General features: G+C 40.7%; 13 protein-coding genes. 11 read left to right on the top strand and 2 right to left on the bottom strand.

Features of this window, described 5'->3' with window-relative positions; genetic code table 11:
• The first annotated feature begins 421 nt into the window (after positions 1 to 421).
• From PGP85_RS16070 to PGP85_RS16045, 6 genes are all read left to right on the top strand, one after another.
• Positions 422 to 2,950 carry an Ig-like domain-containing protein gene (locus PGP85_RS16070; protein WP_270328436.1) on the top strand — a complete coding sequence of 843 codons (2,529 nt, stop codon included), beginning with the start codon at positions 422 to 424 and terminating at the stop codon, positions 2,948 to 2,950.
• 165 nt (positions 2,951 to 3,115) lie between these two features.
• Entirely contained in the window at positions 3,116 to 4,573 is a 1,458-nt protein-coding gene (locus tag PGP85_RS16065) for a SpaA isopeptide-forming pilin-related protein (RefSeq protein WP_270328434.1), read from the top strand.
• On the top strand, positions 4,570 to 6,045 hold the full coding sequence (locus PGP85_RS16060) for a SpaH/EbpB family LPXTG-anchored major pilin (RefSeq protein WP_270328431.1): 1,476 nt from the start codon (positions 4,570 to 4,572) through the stop codon (positions 6,043 to 6,045). Before PGP85_RS16065 ends, PGP85_RS16060 begins: the two co-directional genes overlap by 4 nt.
• Before the next feature lie 4 nt (positions 6,046 to 6,049).
• Positions 6,050 to 7,954 carry a pilin N-terminal domain-containing protein gene (locus tag PGP85_RS16055; RefSeq protein ID WP_270328429.1) on the top strand — a complete coding sequence of 635 codons (1,905 nt, stop codon included), beginning with the start codon at positions 6,050 to 6,052 and terminating at the stop codon, positions 7,952 to 7,954.
• Between the two features lie 16 nt (positions 7,955 to 7,970).
• Entirely contained in the window at positions 7,971 to 8,813 is an 843-nt protein-coding gene (locus PGP85_RS16050; RefSeq protein ID WP_270328427.1) for a class C sortase, read from the top strand.
• Between the two features lie 140 nt (positions 8,814 to 8,953).
• Entirely contained in the window at positions 8,954 to 9,103 is a 150-nt protein-coding gene (locus tag PGP85_RS16045) for a hypothetical protein (protein ID WP_167545846.1), read from the top strand.
• Between the two features lie 82 nt (positions 9,104 to 9,185).
• Here PGP85_RS16045 and PGP85_RS16040 read toward each other — a convergent pair whose 3' ends face one another.
• On the bottom strand, positions 9,186 to 9,698 hold the full coding sequence (locus PGP85_RS16040; protein WP_010741010.1) for a type 1 glutamine amidotransferase domain-containing protein: 513 nt from the start codon (positions 9,696 to 9,698) through the stop codon (positions 9,186 to 9,188).
• Positions 9,699 to 9,852: 154 nt separating this feature from the next.
• On the opposite strand from PGP85_RS16040, the gene PGP85_RS16035 reads away from it, so the two are divergent.
• The 3 genes from PGP85_RS16035 to PGP85_RS16025 all read left to right on the top strand — a co-directional run bounded on the left by PGP85_RS16035 (position 9,853) and on the right by PGP85_RS16025 (position 13,319).
• The gene (locus PGP85_RS16035) at positions 9,853 to 10,050 is read left to right on the top strand and encodes a hypothetical protein (RefSeq protein ID WP_010741009.1); all 198 of its coding nucleotides are present in this window, start codon (positions 9,853 to 9,855) and stop codon (positions 10,048 to 10,050) included.
• Positions 10,051 to 10,441: 391 nt separating this feature from the next.
• Positions 10,442 to 11,284: a BglG family transcription antiterminator LicT gene (gene licT / locus PGP85_RS16030; protein WP_270328425.1), complete on the top strand. Its 843-nt coding sequence runs from the start codon at positions 10,442 to 10,444 to the stop codon at positions 11,282 to 11,284.
• Positions 11,285 to 11,417: 133 nt separating this feature from the next.
• The gene (locus tag PGP85_RS16025; protein WP_270328424.1) at positions 11,418 to 13,319 is read left to right on the top strand and encodes a beta-glucoside-specific PTS transporter subunit IIABC; all 1,902 of its coding nucleotides are present in this window, start codon (positions 11,418 to 11,420) and stop codon (positions 13,317 to 13,319) included.
• A gap of 40 nt (positions 13,320 to 13,359) precedes the next feature.
• Here the strand turns inward: PGP85_RS16025 and PGP85_RS16020 are convergent, their stop codons facing one another.
• Positions 13,360 to 14,277, bottom strand: a complete 918-nt coding sequence (locus PGP85_RS16020; protein ID WP_090406945.1) for a MurR/RpiR family transcriptional regulator — start codon at positions 14,275 to 14,277, stop codon at positions 13,360 to 13,362.
• Positions 14,278 to 14,497: 220 nt separating this feature from the next.
• Between PGP85_RS16020 and PGP85_RS16015 the strand changes: the two genes are divergently transcribed.
• Positions 14,498 to 15,889 carry a 6-phospho-beta-glucosidase gene (locus PGP85_RS16015; RefSeq protein ID WP_010741005.1) on the top strand — a complete coding sequence of 464 codons (1,392 nt, stop codon included), beginning with the start codon at positions 14,498 to 14,500 and terminating at the stop codon, positions 15,887 to 15,889.
• A gap of 14 nt (positions 15,890 to 15,903) precedes the next feature.
• The gene (locus tag PGP85_RS16010; RefSeq protein ID WP_270328423.1) at positions 15,904 to 17,334 is read left to right on the top strand and encodes a 6-phospho-beta-glucosidase; all 1,431 of its coding nucleotides are present in this window, start codon (positions 15,904 to 15,906) and stop codon (positions 17,332 to 17,334) included.
• The last annotated feature ends 47 nt before the right edge of the window (positions 17,335 to 17,381 follow it).

The raw sequence follows: 17,381 nt of genomic DNA, 5'->3' as shown, positions 1-17,381 counted from the left end.
ATTATCATTATGGATTTGAAAAAAAATGGGATATATCTGATTGCTGTTTTTATAACCAAAAAATTTAGAAAAGCTTGATTTATCAAGGATTAAGGACTGTTAGTCGCAGGTTTGAATCAATTTAGAAAGTTTTTTTGATTAAAAATGATTTTTATTATTAGAAAACAATTTTCTCATAACATTAAATAAATGGCATTCTTAATTTAAATAGGAAAATAGCCTCGTTAAATTACATACGAATATTCTTTTTGACTGCATTTTAATATTATTACACTAATTTGATGAATGGAAAGTTTGTTGTTAGGATTTAATTAAGATGTATTTTATTATATTTGTCTTGTTAGAAATATTTATAATTAATTTTTGACGATTTGTTTATAGTATTTTTTGTTTTTGATTTTTTGAGGGGGAGATGAAGAATATGCGTAAAGCAGGTTGGATGACAAGTGTGCTGCTGGTGGTTAGTTTACTTTTTAGTTTAGTTCCAATAAATGCAAGCAGCCGTGCTGAAAATTTGGACGTTCAGAGTGACATTCGAGTAACGGATGCAACAATTTTTAATTCAGTAGGAGAAACGAACGCACCGGATACTCGGGCTAATGCGTTGGAACTAGTGACGATCGATCTTACGTGGCAAATGACTGATCCAAGTCTGATTGAAGAGGGCGAGACGCGAGAATTGACACTGCCGAAAGATCTGGCCTACAGCGAACAAAGCGGCACCTTGCCAGATGGGATGGGCAGCTTTCAAGTCAGCGACGGCAGGATTCAATTTACTTTCTCTCAAAATTATCAAATGATGCCTGATGAACGAATGCCGGATTATCAATTTGTCAGACACTATCAAGGTAGTGTGACGATCCAGGCGGAAATACCTAAAACAGGTTTGTCCGAGGTATCACTTGATTTTGGCAATCAAGTAATCAAAACACTCTTCATCGAAACAAAAGCTGAAACCGAGAGTAAGAGGGAAATCTTGCAAGAGGCGGGACGAGATTTAAATGATTTAGGAACTTGGGTGCTGCGTAGTATGAAAGTGACAGACGAGAATGGTGAAAAATTCTCGGAAGAAAAACCACCAACCCGAGATGATAACATTCAAATCGATTTTGATTGGCTGCTGGACAATGAGGCAGAGATTCAAGCGGGTGATTATTATACCTATCAGCTGCCGGATTATTTTGCAGTGCACCAAGCAATAAAGAATGAACCATTGAAAAATGAAACACCCGGTGGTGGATCGTTAGGCAGTTTTGATGTTAGTTTGGATGGATTGATGACGATCACATTTAATGACAAGGCGACAGCGGTAAGCGAACGTAAGGGAACGATTCAAATTGTGACCCAGTTAGATGTGAAACAATATATTGATGAAATAATTACGGAAGAAGAAATCAATGAGGATGGTACTACAAGCGGAGAGATAAAGGTCACTATTGCTCAAGCCGAGATTACCAAAACCGGCTCAATTGGTACGGACAATATCATCACTTGGGAAGTCATTATCAACGGGAATAGTCGAAAGCTGTCAAATGTCAAAGTTACTGATAATTTGCAGGCTAATCTCGAATTTCTGAGTACTAAATGTGAGGTTCCTGATGGAAATGGCGGTTGGAAAGAAGCCGAATCCGGCTTTTATCATTGCTTGCACTTCAGGCCAGAGGGAGAGCGTCCTTACTTTGAATTAAGCTTTCCTGATTTGAATCAGAAAAAACAGAAGCTGACACATCCTGTAAAATTCACCGTTCGTTCGAAGATTACAGATGGAGGCAGGGCGAATGCTTACGAGAATACAGTTAAGATCGCAGGGACAAATTTTAGAGAAAATGGTACATCGGCGACTGTGGCCTTAAAAAATATTCCTAGCTATAAATTCTTACTTGGTTCCCAATTTGAAAAAGGTATCCTTGATTGGCGCGTCAAGGCGACAATCGAAAATAACGGGGGCAACATCATCGATCAGATGTATAAAACGGATGGTTGGCCGCAAGGGGCGCTGCATTATTTGGAGCCTTCGACGCTTGTAATCACAGATGCAAAGGGAGATACACTTGGGAAGGATCAATGGAAGTTTCTTGAGAAAGAAGAGAAAACAAAGAAGGATGAGTCTGGTACTGATCAAATCATTCGATTCGGCATCGAATTTGCTAAAGCGGGAACTTATTATCTCAGCTATCAAACGAAAGCCTTCGAGCTGCCACTACCGCTTGATGAGGAAATCGCGAATTATCTATGGGTCGAAGGAAAAAAATATAACGGCAGTAGCGGCATCGATGATGATGATCCGTTAGGCGTAACCAAATATCATGCGGGAACCGATTACATGAAACGTGAACTATCCTGGTGGACCTCCATCAATAAGAATCAAATCGTGATGAAAAATGCCGTGATCGAGGATCGCTACAGCAGAGTCGACGGCAACAACAAGTGTGCGCTGCGACTAAATGAGAAGACTCTTCACATCTATCCATTGAAAGAAAAACCAGCTAATGACAACGATATTGATTATTCCCGAGAATTAAAAAAAGGGACAGATTTTACTTTAGAATCTAAAGGCGAGAATTATAAAGATGGTTTTGTGATTCGACTGATCGGGGATTACGCAAGTACGAGCGAAACTTTGCAGATTCGTTATAATACACATTTTAAGATGGAAGATCAAAGCGAGTATTCCCGAGGGAAAAGCAATCACTTTACGAACTCAGCGATCGTAACCTATCAGTATGAACACGGAGAAGGATATGGATACGATTCAGATGAAACCGAAGTTTGGGTTGATGCCCAAATGAGTCAGAATGGCTGGAAATATGGCGCATTTGTAGCAAAAGATGAGGAATACAAAAATCAAGTCAGTCCTTTTGCGGGGGAAAAGCCTTCTGAGGATTCTGTTTACTGGACTGTCCCGTTAAATTCATGGGGATTGAACTTAAAAGCCGGAACGATTATATGAGAGGATATTCATGAAGGGCAATCAAACCCGGAGGTCAAAATATACGAAGTAGAGTACGGACGACCTGAATATGGACTAACAGGATATGGGCGCAAACTTGAGGAGAACGATGATTACCAGCTTATACCGAGCAAAGACGGATCTGAAGACTTCGAAATCGAACTTTTGAAAGATATCGATAAACCGTTTGCGCTTTTTATCAAGGTAAAGGCTGATGAAGATACCTTTAAGTATAAAAATAAAGCCTATATGGACTTTGAGGATGAAAGGCTCGAAATTGAAGCCTTTGTTGAAAAGAGCTATAAAGGAAATTGGCTCACTAAAAGCGGCAGTCAAGAAATGAACGACTCAGAAGCCAAGCTGCAGGCAAATTATGAAATTGTATTAAATAAAGATAGCCGGACGATCAATGATCCGATTATTACCGATACAGTGACAATTAACGAGCAGACCTTTCAGCAAGAGGATGGAGTAGTAAAGGTAAAGGCCCATAAAGCAATCAAACGAAATGGGCAGTATGAAAAAGGGGAAGAAGTTGATTTAAGTACGGGCGGGCGTTCAGTAAAACTCACCAATAATCTTGAAACGGGGAAGCAAATGCTGACGATTGTCCTAGGTGACTCTATTTCGGAACCTTATATAATCACCTACTACACCAATATTGATCCGGCAATCAGAAATGGAACTCAGATAACAAATAGTGCCTCACTTTCTGGAGCCGGCCATCTAATTACCGAAACGGTCGAACGGGTGGAAATCAAGTCTACCCAAGGATCAGGAACTTCCAGTGGAGTAGACGGCGCATTAAAAATCAGAAAGGTAGACGAAAAAGGTGAACTGATTGACGGTACTGCCGAATTTGCGGTTTTTCGCGTAGATAAAGATGAAGAGCTGCATGATTTTCTGCCAAGTATCAAGGTGAAGAAAGATCGAATCGTTCAAATCGGCGAGGGGGAAACGGTTGATCTTGAGAAAATCGCGAATCTTCGTTACGGAAAGTATGCGATACAGGAAATTAACGCACCAGATGGGTATGAACTAGATGATACTATCCATAAATTCACCATTGATGACAAGACACCGAACCACGAATATCTTCACGAACACAAGAATCATCGGCTCAAACCGTTTGAGCTATCAATCTTGAAGAAAAGCATGGTCAGTGAACGAGTGCTGAAGGGCGGCGAATTTTCATTAAATGCGGCTGGAGAAGAACCGATTCTGGCGACAGCGACAACGGAGAAAAACGGAATCGGAAAATTTATAGATGACGAAGAAAATCCTTATCTGCTTCAATTAGGAAAAACTTACATTGTCAAAGAGACAAAAGCGCCAGACGACTTTGACAAATTGAAGGGCGATTTTACTGTTTCGATCTCCAAACGAGGAGAAATCATTGTGACGTACGATGGCGATGAGCTTGACGAACAAGATGTAAGCATCGTAAAGGGTGAGGAAGGAAAGAACACTCAAATTCAGTTCACGGCTAGAAACAATCCGCGAACTCCATTACCGAAAACAGGTGGTGCTGGCGGAGCGTTGCTGATAACGCTCGGACTTATTGGTTTGCTGGTTGGACTGTGGTATCACTTTCCGCTGAAGAAAGAGGAGGGATTGTCATGAAAAAGCTCGTTAGGCTGATAATGCTGTTTGCGGTTCTTCTTTCAACTGTTTTGGGAATGAGCGGTCGTGTTGCTGCAGCCGAGACAGATTCGATAACCTTTACTTTACACAAACTGGTGTTTCCAGAAAATGCACTACCTGAAGCGAGTCAGAACGACGGCGATGAACGTCTGAAGGACTATGACGGGTTGAATGGTATGACCTTCGATGTGTATGATGTGACGGCAGATTTTAATCGTTTGCTGGATGAATCCGACGATCAAGATGCTAAAAAGGTTCAGTCAGAGCTGCAAAACATGGATGTTTCCAATCGAAATATGATCGCGCAGCAAGTTACAGCGACACTAGGCGATAAAGACGGTATTGCCACTTTTCTATTGCCAAAGTTTTCTGAAGGAAAGGATGCTGTTTATCTTTTTCGGGAGAGTGCCGCACCCAGCGATGTAAAAAGTAAAGCGGCGGATATGATCGTAGCTTTACCTGCCTTCGATGCTGCTGGCGATTTCCTTGAAGGTCCGATTCATTTGTATCCCAAGAATGAGATTACGCAACCTCGTTTTGAAAAAGCGGTCCTTGATCAGCAGTTGAGTTATCAGCTAGGAGATCCGATCAAGTATGAGCTAAAAACTAGATTGCCATCCAATTTATCACTTTACAGCAAGTACCGCATTTCCGATCAAGCGGATTCGAGTTTATTACTGAATGCCAAATCGATCAAGGTCCGAATTGCGGATGGACCGTATGAGGACTATCAGTTAGAAAGTTCGGACCATGGCTTTAGATTGCTTTTTGATCTGACAAAGCTAAAAGAACATGCTGGAAAAAACGTTACGGTATCCTACACTATGACCTTGCAGGATACAAATAGGATCGTTCACGAAATCATTAATCGTGCTGAACTTGAAACCGATTTTGATAAGATCATTCGGGAACGCAAGATCAGGACAGGCGGAAAAAAATTTATTAAAGTCGATGCGTTAAAAAAGAATCAAACATTAGCGGGTGCCTCATTTGTGGTCAAAAATGCGAAAGGACAGTATTTGCAGGGGGGAGAGAATGCCTATTATTGGACCGCAAAAAAAGAAGAGATGGACGTAGTTAAATTAACTTCGAATAAAGATGGATTCTTTGAAATCAAAGGCCTAAGTTACGGCAGCTATTCATTAGAAGAAGTGAACGCCCCTGCTGGATATCTTTTAAGTGAAAAAGCAGTTCCCTTCGAGATATCGGAAAACAGCTACACCTTTTCCAAAGGAATCCTGCAGGTGGTCAATCAAAAAACGACTTCAACAAGCAAACAGCCAAATAAGCCTAGCTCGGTCCAAACAAAGAAACAAACGGCTGCTGGTCCGCTTGCTCAGTATCCTAAAATGAATGATAGTCGAAACTTGTGGTTCATCGTAGTTGGCGGAATACTCGTCGTATGTGTCATTGTGCTGGTATTTCTACGCAAAACTAAGAGGAGTGAATAATCCAATGAAAATCAAAAAAGGTTTATTTCTGATGATCGGTTTATTAGCAGCGGTAGTGTCCCAAGGTTTGTTTGGTTTTGCCAGGACAGCAGAAGCCGACAGGGATGTCGAGCAGACAGTCGTGATCCATAATCTAACCTATGATAAATTACCAAGTGAGATTCAAAATACGGGAGATGAAATGACCGACTTTTCCGGCGAGCCATTGGCGGGGTCAACCTTCACAGCCTATGATGTAACGAGTGTTTATTGGGACGCCTATGATGCTGCGAGCGGTGAACACCTAGCGAAAGAAACCGTGGCTATCAAGGCGGCAAAAAAAGTAGATACTTCAACGATGAATGGAAAAGAATTTCCAGAAACAAATACTGATGGCTTAGCTGAATTAGCATTGTCGATAAAAGCTAAGACGGGAAGTGCCATTTATTTAATTAAGCAGACCGGCTTTCCGGCTGGAGTCGTTCCAGCTAAATCAGAACCATTTGTGATTGGCTTGCCTTCTCATGATAAAACTGGGACTTTAAGAGAGAAAGTGCATGTTTATCCCAAAAATGAAATGCTGACAAATGATGTGAATTTTATCAAATATGGGATTGATTCCGATGGAGGAAAAGCCATTTTAAAAGACGCAAAATTTATTTTGAAGAAAAAAGACGGCAATTACTATAATTCTACTACCAACGAGTTTGATCTCGAAGAAGTAAACAAAGAACAGGCGGCGGTGTTCCTATCCAATGATAAAGGTGTTGTGAAAGCAGAAGGGTTGGTGTTATCACCGGGAATCTACGAGTTTTATGAGATTGAAAGCGACGTTGCCACCTCCGAAAAACAGGATACTAATCCGGATAACAACTATAAATATCACTTTTTGATCAATCCAAAAGTGTCTTTCACTGTATCAGACGAGTGGAAAGTGACGAAGTATAATTACTATGATCAAAAACTTCAGCCAAAAGAGTTAAATGCACCATTTGGCGACAATTTAGCGGAGGCCTACAATTTCAAAGTACCGAATGTAAAAAAAGAGGTGGATGATTCAGACGTCCGAAATGGTCAAGAACTCACTTACACCATCTCGAAAAAAATTCCTGAGGATGTCGGAAATTATTCAATGTACAAACTGATCGATACGTTTGATAAGCGATTGGAACTCTGCTGCAATGAGGAAAAAATCATAAAGAGTATCAAAATAAATGATGGAGAACCCACGGGATTGTCTCCTAAATTTTCTATGGAGCCTGGAACGAATGAATTTTGCCTAACCTTCACACCTGCTAATTTAGCGCAGCACGCGACAAAAACATTATCCTTTAGCGCGACGATGAAGGTCAAAGCAGGAACTGATTTGAAAGATATTGATAATGATGTTCTTTTCGAAAATAGCTTCCGGGATTCCAAGGATGAGGAGCGTGTACAAACATATGGGAAACGCTTTGTCAAAGTAGATAGCCGAACAGATAAAAAGCTAGAAGATGTGGAATTTGCGATAAAAAATAAAAACGGCGAGTTTATGAGCTTGGCGCAAGAGTCAGATGGGAAATTTGTTGAATCAGTGACAGGTTGTGCTCAAGACTATGTTGTCAATTGGGTCCCAACTGAAAAGGATGCCACAAAACTTATTTCTGATAAAGCTGGGAATTTTGGAATCTACGGTCTTGGATCAAATGAGGAGAACTACTATACATTAGTTGAAACCAAAGCGCCTGATGGCTATGTCAAATTAAAAGAAATGAAATTTACAGCAGACGGAGCAGGAGATGCTCAAATTCTGCGTGTTGAAAACAAGACAAAAGGAATCCTTCCGATGACTGGAGGTTGGGGGATCACAGGATTGGTTGTCATTGGAATCTTCGGTTTGGCAAGTGGAGTCACCTACTTTAAAAAACGAAATCGATTAACTGGAAAATAGAGAAATTGGTGGTTCGATGAAGAAAAAACGCAGATATTCATTTATAGATATTCTTATGTTTGCGGTGATGCTCGGCGGGGCGGGAGCGCTGCTTTACCCCTTCGTAGGCGATGCATTGAATAATTATTGGAATCAGCAAGTCATCAATTATTATCAAGAAAAATCGAATACTGAAAATCGGCAAGCGATCCAGCAGGAACAAAAACGAATTAAAGAAGAAAATAAAAAAGTTGCCAAGATGGGAATTCCAGGCAGCGATCCATTTACGAAAAAGGAACCTAAGGTCACAAAAATTGAGAAAGATTATTATCAAAAGCATACGATTGCTGTTGTACGAATTCCTAAAATCAACGTTGCGTTACCCGTCTTTGATCAGACAGACACTCTTTTTTTAAAACGCGGGGCGGCCTTGCTGGAAGGAACTTCTTATCCTAACGGCGGCAAAAATACGCACACGGTGATTACTTCCCATCGCGGCTTAAAAGAAGCTCGCTTATTCAGTGATCTGCCTAAATTAAAAAAGGGCAATCAATTTTATCTGGAATACAAAAATCAGACACTTGCTTACGAAGTAGATAAAATTCAAACAATCGAGCCGACTGAGGTTGAGTCATTGAATATCGTTGAGGACAAAGACTATGCGACGTTGATGACCTGCACGCCTTATGGTGTTAACAGTCATCGGCTTCTAATCCGAGGAACACGGATTCCTTTTGATAACGGTATGAAAAAAACGCTAGTCGAGGCCGATCACGTCCGTCGAAATGTGTCTCTGGCAATTCTAATTTTCAGTCTTTTGCTGATTATCGGGCTGATCAGCGTAGTTTTTAAGCGTATCAAGGCCTTAAAAGCACGTTAAGAGCTGTACGATCACTTAGTAAAAATATTATTCTGCCTTTGAACTCAGAAAATCCTTGATACCGTTAACATTTCGCTCTATTTTTGCTAGACTAATTGATAGATTAAAAAAATGGAGTAGTAATGGGAGGAATAGAGTTTATGAATTTTAAACAGGTTGTGGTTTTTTCAATTAAGGATTTCAATAAGAATAAAGAAAAAGATGGGTATCTTCCGCAAAATGGAACGGTTATCAATGCCTTTGTAGGATCGAATGGACTGAATTGCATAGCGGTAGGGTATGTAAGATAGGCCGAATACTTTAGTGGCTAGCATAGCAGAATCGAATAAAGCAAAAAGGACTAGAAAAAATCTAGTCCTTTTATCTTTCAATCTACGCATGTAAAATTTCGACGATTTTCTCATTGAAATCAGGCAGATCATCTGGCGTACGGCTAGTCACCAGTTTGTTATCTACCACAACTGGTTCATCTTTGACGATCGCTCCGGCGTACCCAACATCCGGTCGAACGGTTGTATAGGCGGTCATTGTCCGGCCTTTGGTCAAGCCTGTTTGGATAAACAGCTGCGGTCCGTGGCAGATCGCGAACAGAGGCTGTTCTTTATCTAGGAAGTAAGTCACAAATGAGACAAATCGTGCATCGCTGCGTAATTGATCGGGAGAAAATCCCCCTGGAATTAACAGAGCATCAAACTCTTCAGGTTTCACCTCATCGATTCCTTTATCACTTTTGAACTTCGTGCCTTTTTTACCAGTGATTTCTTGATCGGCCTCAAAACTGATAATCGTTACCTCGTTGCCGTCTTTTTCCAGTGCTTCTTTCGGAGAGGATAGTTCAACATCCTCTACCAGATCTGTGACGATTGCTGCAATTTTCTTAGTCATTGAATGTTCATCCTTTCTTTTCGTTACTTTAACCCTAAAGGATAAATACTGAGATTTCAATTAATCTGTTTGGCCGATAGTTGAAACACTTTTTCCGTTTGAGTATGTTAATACCTACTTTTGAGGTAAAATCTAGGAAAGAGGGGGAAAGAATATGATAATCGGTGTGGCTTTTTTAATTCTTGGGGTGTGGCAATTATGGATGACTAAACGGTCGTTTACTAGTCTGAAAAAGAGTGGCAATCAAAATACGTCTCCTTTCGTGATGTTTAGTTTGTGGAGTAGTTTAGTTATGGCAATTATTTTTTTGGCGCTCGCCTTCAACTTCTTTACAGGTAATATTGGCTTCTAATTGAGTTCACTAGGGACCAATTGTATTGCTGCTAGATTCAGAAATATTTTTTATAAAGCGGTCAATATTCGATTTACAAAAAAGGGGGATACAGAAAATCTTTTTGTAAAATCTATTGACAGCGCTTTCTCTATTTGTTAAGCTAATTTTGAATTAAATAGACCAAATGATGGATAGTGATTGTTTTAATACAAGCTAAACCTGATGATGTGTACGAGTTATTTGTCGTGCCCTCATTGGGTTTTTTTGTTGCTCTAAAACAGGAGGTGACTTTATAAAAAACAACAAACTTGGGTTTGACAACGATTACAAAGATATCTATCATTTTAAGTGAACGAAGTCAGTGGAAGCGATTTTTAGTAGCGAATGTCACAGAACGGAGGAGCATTGGATGCAGATTCAGAAGATTTTGAATAACAATGTAGTCATCACGACTGATCAAAAAAATAACGAGATCGTCGCGATGGGGCGTGGTCTAGCCTTTCAGAAAAAAATAGGGGATGAGATAGCCGAGACGGCGATCGATAAAACCTATCACCTTGCGAATAGTGATTTGTTCCTTAAATTTCAAGAACTGTTAGTAGATGTTCCAATCAGCTATGTAGAAATTGCCAATGACATTATTGATGAGGCAAAGGTCACATTGAAAAATCCGTTGAATGACTCGCTTTATATTTCGATCACGGACCATTTATATGCCGCGATCCAGCGAGTTAAAGAAGGCGTGCGGGTGCGGAACTTGTTATTGTGGGATGTCAAACGTTTATTTCCAGACGAATTTTCAGTCGGGGTAAGTGCCGTAAAGAAAATCAAAGGTAAATTCAACATTGATTTAGGAGAAGACGAAGCCGGAAATATTGCATTGCATTTAGTAAATGCGCAAACGGAAAGCGATAACGAAGATGCTTATCTGATGGCAGAATTGATGCAAGAGATTATTCAAATTACCAGCTATTATTTTAAAGTTCAATTGGATGAGGAATCTGTCTACTTCTATCGTTTTACAACGCATTTGCGTTTCTTTGCTTCTCGTATCATGAATCAACGGCAACTGACTGATGAGACGGATGACGAGCTTCTTTTGATCATTCAAAAGAAGTACCAAAATGCCTATCAATGTGTGGAAAGAATTGCCGATTTTATTAGCAAAAAGTATCATTACGAAATGTCCAATGATGAAAAGTTATATTTAACGATCCATATCGCACGATTAGTCCAAAAAGTAAATCAATAGAATTACCCGCCTGCTTTGCACATGAATCCCGGGTTGTTGCTTAGTGAAAGGGTATACATTATAAAGGATGAAATGTTGTTAAAAAGAACTCTTTTAAGATGAATACAGTAAATTGAATTAGGAGGAAAAACGAGTGGGTAAATATCAGGATTTAGCAGAGAAAATTATCGCAAATGTAGGCGGAAAAGAAAATATCAATAGTGTGACACATTGTATCACGCGTTTGCGTTTCAAATTGAAAGATGAAGCAAAGGCAAATGAAGATGTCTTGAAAAACATGGATGGTGTTGTAACGATCATGAAGAGCGGGGGACAATTCCAGGTGGTTATTGGGAATCATGTACCGCTAGTTTATGCTGATGTATTAGAAGTTGCAGGGATTACAGGTGAAGCAAGCGACGATGACGAAGGTGAAAAGGGCAATATTTTTAACCGTCTGATTGATCTGATCTCAGGCTGTTTCCAGCCTTTCTTGGGCGCTTTGACAGCCTGCGGTATGCTGAAAGGGTTTAACGCACTCTTCTTATATCTCAAATTGTATGAAGCTGGAGCTGGAACAGACCTATTCTTTACTGCAGTCGGCGACTGTATCTTCTACTTCATGCCGGTAGCGATTGGGTTAACCGCAGCTCGCAAGTTCAAGGTTGCTGACTTTACAGGGCTTGCGATTGGGATGGCGATGGTTTATCCAACGATTCAAGCCTCTGCTTTGGGCGCTGGAAAACCGATCATGACGTTGTTTGCCAATACGATCTTGGAGAGTCCTGTATTCATCAGAGTTTTTGGACTGCCGATTATTGCGAACAACTATACAAGTAGTGTGGTTCCAGTTATTTTAGTTATCTGGTTTGCGAGTCGTATTCAAAAATTGGCGAAACGTTTAATTCCTGAAATGCTGCAAACTTTCTTAGTACCTATGTTTACGATTTTGATTTCAGTATTCTTTGGTTTCTTGATTATCGGTCCGGTAATTACTTTCTTGACAAACTTGTTAGGCAGCGGATTCACAGCATTGTACGAATTCTCACCAGTCTTGATGAGTGTTACGGTTGGTTTCTTCTGGCAAGCACTGGTAATCTTTGGGTTACATTGGAGCTTGATTCCATTGGCGATCATCAACATCTCAACACTAGGTTTCGATACGATCTTGGCTGCTTCATTCTCAGCAAGCTTTGCTCAAACCGCAGTTGTTTTGGCGATGTTCTTCAAACTAAAAGACAAAAAATTAAAACAATTGGCGATTCCAGCAGTTATCTCTGGACTATTCGGAGTTACTGAACCAGCGATTTACGGGTTGAGTTTGCCAAAGAAAAAACCTTTCTTGATCTCAATGATCGGTGCAGCAATCGGTGGTTTGATTACTGGATTATTTGGGGCTAGAAGCTTTATCATGGGCGGTTTAGGTATCTTTGGTTTTGTTAATCATATCGATACAGCCAATAGCGATATTAGCAATATGATCACACAGTTCATCGCGGTTGGTGTAGCGATGGTCTTCAGTTTTGTAGCAACGATGCTGTTCTGGAAAGATGATGAAGTAACAGAAAAAACAGAGGTTCAAAATGAGATGGGTGTTCGCAAAGAAATTGTGACATCTCCTGTACAAGGCAATATGATGCCATTAGAGACGGCGAAAGACCAAGCATTTGCGCAAGGCGCGTTAGGCAAAGGAGTAGTCATTCATCCGACGGTCGGGGAAGTAGTCGCACCATTCGATGGGACTGTCATGACGATGTTCCCAACCAAGCACGCGATTGGTTTAGTATCAGACAACGGATTAGAATTATTGATTCACATTGGATTAGACACTGTTCAATTAGACGGAAAATATTTCGAAGCCTATGTTGAGCAGGGAGCAAAAGTAAAACGCGGCGATAAGCTAGTCAGTTTTGATATCCAAGCGATTGAAGAAGCGGGCTATAGTGTAGAAACACCGGTGATTGTGACCAACTCGGCAGACTACCTTGATATTATAGAGGCAGATCAACAAGCAGATGTTGGAAATAGTGATGAACTATTGACTGTTCTAGTCTAAATTAGGGTAAAAATTAAAGTTCGGGACAGTGTCCCGAACTTTAATTTGGTCGAAAGGATTCGCTGATCTGGATCATGGATTCTGGTGATTCAGCCATGATTTCTGAACTAGTTTTTCGTGTATCGGCCAATTCGCCGATAGCAATCAAATGATTCAAGTTTTTCTGGTAGTCTTCAGCAAAGACACAGCTGTACAGTACATCCAGCAAATAACAGATGGATGAATTGATTGTGAAATTGGCGATCTTTGAATAGAGACGCTCGCGAGTCGTGATTCGCAAAGTAGCCTGACTTATCGATGCCAAAGTGTTATCACCAATACTGGTCAAGGCAATGACAGGGATATTCTGTTTTCGCAGGATTTTCGCGAGACGTAAAATGAAATTATTCTCTCCTGTATAGGAAATCAAGATGGCGCATGTATCTTCCTGACTGTTGAAGGCTTCGTAGGTATCTTCGCCCATTGTTTGACTCGTCACGACATTCTTTTTGATGCGGCGCATTTTTAAAGCGAAGTCTTGCGAGATCAGCAGATTGGCATTGCTGCCGAATATTTTGATCTGTTTCGCATTCAATAAAAGCTGTTTGGCTTTTTGCAGATCATCATGATTTAACAAGCTCAAGGTATCATCAACTGTGGTTCGTTCTAAAGAAGCAATTTTGTTGGCGATAGTCATTAGGCCGTCGTTTGTTTGAAAAGGAAAGTTCGCATCGACATCTTCAAAATATGTTTGCAGATAGGTTTGTTCTGCTAAAAATTCTGTTCGTAGTTCCAACCAGCCTTTGTACCCCAATTTTTTTGCCACCCGGATCAAAGTGGATGGATGGACAAAATTGGCTTCCGCGATCTCTTTGATCGTCAGAGGTTCAATCTCGATGCCTTTGTCCAAAACGTAATTGACTAAGGCAGCCTCTGCATTAGAAAAATCAGTTTGTCTCATTTTTTCTGATAAGAGCATTTAAGCACCTCCTAGTCGTTTACGTATAGTATAAATTATTTGTAAACACTTTTGTGGATCAATGTAGAAAAAAAGAGAAATAATCCACCAACATTTACAAAATAAACCGTTTTCTTCTACTGATTTGTAAATAAGAATGGAATAGCTTGTAAACGGATTGAATTAAGATTTTACGTAATAGATAATTGAATTGTAAATAAAAACAGAAGGAGTCGATCGAATGTCAGCAGGAGTAAAAATCGCCACAATTGGTGGAGGCAGCAGTTACACACCGGAATTAATGGAAGGGTTTATCAAACGTTACGATGAATTGCCAGTTCGTGAAATCTGGTTAGTCGATATTGAAGCAGGTCGTGAAAAAGTTGAAATCGTTGGTGCAATGGCACAGCGTATGTGGGATGCATCCCCTTATGATGTTAAAGTTCATATCACTTTAGATCGTGAAGAAGCTTTGAAAGACGCAGATTTTGTGACAACTCAATTCCGTGTTGGCTTATTAGAAGCTCGGATCAAAGATGAACGTATTCCCGCGTATTATGGCATGTTAGGACAAGAGACCAATGGTGCCGGCGGAATGTTCAAAGCCTTCCGAACTGTTCCGATTATTTTAGAAATCGTCGAAGACATGAAACGTCTATGTCCAGATGCTTGGCTGATCAACTTTGCTAACCCAAGTGGTATGGTGACTGAAGCTGTCGTTCGTTACGGCAAATGGGACAAAGTCATTGGCTTATGTAATGTACCAGTAATGGCACAAATGATCGAACCTGAATTATTAGGCAAAGAAGCAGATGAATTGATCTACAAGTTTGCTGGCTTAAACCATTTCCACTGGCATAAAGTGACGGATCTTAAGGGCAAAGACGTGACGATGGATATCGTCGAAAAAATGTACGCAGGCGACGAGACAGGTATGCCGAAAAATATCCATGATATTCCATTCCCAAGAGAAATTTTAGAACAAATGAAGATGATTCCTTGCGGCTACCATCATTATTACTATCAAGAAGAAGAAACACTTGCTCATGCGTTAGAAGAGTACAAAACAATCGGTACGCGTGCGCAGCAAGTGAAGCAAACGGAAACAGAATTGTTTGAATTATACAAAGATCCAAACTTAGATTACAAACCAGAACAATTAGGACAACGCGGAGGCGCTTATTATTCTGATGCAGCCTGTGAATCGATCGCTTCTATTTATGCGAACAAGAACACGCAATTAGTTGTTTCTACTAAAAATGATGGTGCTGTACCAGATCTTCCAGCAGATTGCGTAGTGGAAGTTTCTGCTTATATCGGCGGACAAGGTGCTCGTAATGTCGCATTTGGCGAGTTGCCAGTAGCAGAACGCGGCTGGCTGCAAGTGATGAAAGCGATGGAATTACTAACGATCGAAGCGGCTGTAACTGGGGACTACGATACAGCATTGCAAGCATTCACGATCAATCCGATGGTTCGTTCGGGGAAAACAGCGCAACGGATCATGGATGAATTATTTATCGCACATAAAGATCATTTGCCAAACTTCAAAGAAACGATCGCTCGTCTAGAAAAAGACGGCATCGAGGTACAAGACGAAGTGGCACGTGAGTTGGACTTAGAAAAAGTATAGAAAGCAGGGAAAGTATGGGATTCAGAAAAGACTTTTTATGGGGCGGCGCAACAGCGGCCAATCAATGTGAAGGCGGCTATAACGAAGGCGGACGCGGTTTGGCAAACGTAGACCTTGCACCAGTTGGTGAAGATCGTTTTGCAGTCATTGCAGGGAAAAAGAAAATGTTTGAATTTGATGATGAGCATTTTTATCCAGCCAAAGAAGCGATCGATATGTACCATCATTGGAAAGAAGACATCGCGCTATTTGCAGAAATGGGCTTCAAAACGTATCGACTATCCTTAGCGTGGAGTCGTATCTTCCCTAAAGGCGACGAAAAAGAGCCAAATGAAGAAGGGCTGAAATTCTACGAAGATATCTTCAAGGAATGTAAAAAATTCGGCATCGAACCATTAGTAACGATCACTCACTTTGACTGCCCAATGCACTTAGTTGAAAAATATGGGGCATGGCGCAGCCGTGAAGTAGTTGGTTTCTACGAAAACTTATGTAATGTGATTTTCAATCGTTACAAAGGACTAGTTAAATATTGGCTGACCTTCAACGAGATCAATATGATCTTGCACGCACCATTTATGGGCGCAGGGCTTTACTTTGAAGAAGGCGAAAACGAAGAACAAGTCAAATATCAAGCAGCGCATCATGAGTTAGTCGCTTCAGCGATTGCAACGAGAATCGCTCATGAAGTGGATCCTGAAAACCAAGTTGGCTGTATGTTAGCGGCAGGTTCTTACTATCCATATACACCAAAACCAGACGATGTTTGGGCTGGTCGTCAAGAAGAACGTCAAAACTATTTCTTCATTGATGTACAATCGCGTGGGGAATATCCAGCCTATGCGGTGAAAGAAATGGAACGTAAAGGGATCGAAGTGAAGATGGAAGAAGGCGACGAAGAGCTATTGAAAGCTCACACAGTTGATTTCATCTCATTCTCATACTATTCATCTCGCGTAGCAACAACAGATCCTGAACTATTAGAGCAAACAAGCGGTAATATCTTCGCTTCTGTGAAGAACCCATACTTGGAATCAAGTGAATGGGGATGGCAGATTGATCCACTAGGTCTGCGTATCACAATGAATGACCTGTATGACCGTTACCAAAAACCATTGTTCGTTGTAGAAAATGGTCTGGGTGCTATCGATGCCCCAGATGAAAACGGCTATGTAGAAGACGATTATCGTATCGACTATCTAGCACAGCACGTTCAAGCGATGAAAGATGCTGTAGACCAAGACGGCGTAGATCTATTAGGCTACACGACTTGGGGCTGTATCGACCTTGTATCTGCCGGAACAGGTGAAATGAAGAAACGTTATGGCTTCATTTACGTTGACCGCGACAATGAAGGCAACGGAACCTTGAAACGCAGCAAGAAAAAATCATTTGATTGGTACAAAAAAGTCATCGAAACAAATGGTGAAGACTTAAGCAACTAATTTGAAGACCGAGACTAGTAGAAATACAGTCTTGGTTTTTTTTGTTC

It is taken from the genome of Enterococcus malodoratus (assembly GCF_027659535.1).
Classification (GTDB): domain Bacteria; phylum Bacillota; class Bacilli; order Lactobacillales; family Enterococcaceae; genus Enterococcus_A; species Enterococcus_A malodoratus.
The sequence above is the reverse complement of the archived record's forward strand: the minus strand, read 5'-3'. Positions and strand labels throughout refer to the sequence as shown.

What these genes read in the sequence shown, in the direction of transcription:
- PGP85_RS16070 (WP_270328436.1), top strand. Translation starts at nt 422, where the DNA reads ATGCGTAAAGCAGGTTGGATGACAAGTGTGCTGCTGGTGGTTAGTTTA.
- PGP85_RS16060 (WP_270328431.1), top strand. Translation starts at nt 4,570, where the DNA reads ATGAAAAAGCTCGTTAGGCTGATAATGCTGTTTGCGGTTCTTCTTTCA.
- PGP85_RS16055 (WP_270328429.1), top strand. Translation starts at nt 6,050, where the DNA reads ATGAAAATCAAAAAAGGTTTATTTCTGATGATCGGTTTATTAGCAGCG.
- PGP85_RS16050 (WP_270328427.1), top strand. Translation starts at nt 7,971, where the DNA reads ATGAAGAAAAAACGCAGATATTCATTTATAGATATTCTTATGTTTGCG.
- PGP85_RS16045 (WP_167545846.1), top strand. Translation starts at nt 8,954, where the DNA reads ATGAATTTTAAACAGGTTGTGGTTTTTTCAATTAAGGATTTCAATAAG.
- PGP85_RS16040 (WP_010741010.1), bottom strand. Translation starts at nt 9,698, where the DNA reads ATGACTAAGAAAATTGCAGCAATCGTCACAGATCTGGTAGAGGATGTT.
- PGP85_RS16035 (WP_010741009.1), top strand. Translation starts at nt 9,853, where the DNA reads ATGATAATCGGTGTGGCTTTTTTAATTCTTGGGGTGTGGCAATTATGG.
- licT (WP_270328425.1), top strand. Translation starts at nt 10,442, where the DNA reads ATGCAGATTCAGAAGATTTTGAATAACAATGTAGTCATCACGACTGAT.
- PGP85_RS16020 (WP_090406945.1), bottom strand. Translation starts at nt 14,277, where the DNA reads ATGCTCTTATCAGAAAAAATGAGACAAACTGATTTTTCTAATGCAGAG.
- PGP85_RS16015 (WP_010741005.1), top strand. Translation starts at nt 14,498, where the DNA reads ATGTCAGCAGGAGTAAAAATCGCCACAATTGGTGGAGGCAGCAGTTAC.
- PGP85_RS16010 (WP_270328423.1), top strand. Translation starts at nt 15,904, where the DNA reads ATGGGATTCAGAAAAGACTTTTTATGGGGCGGCGCAACAGCGGCCAAT.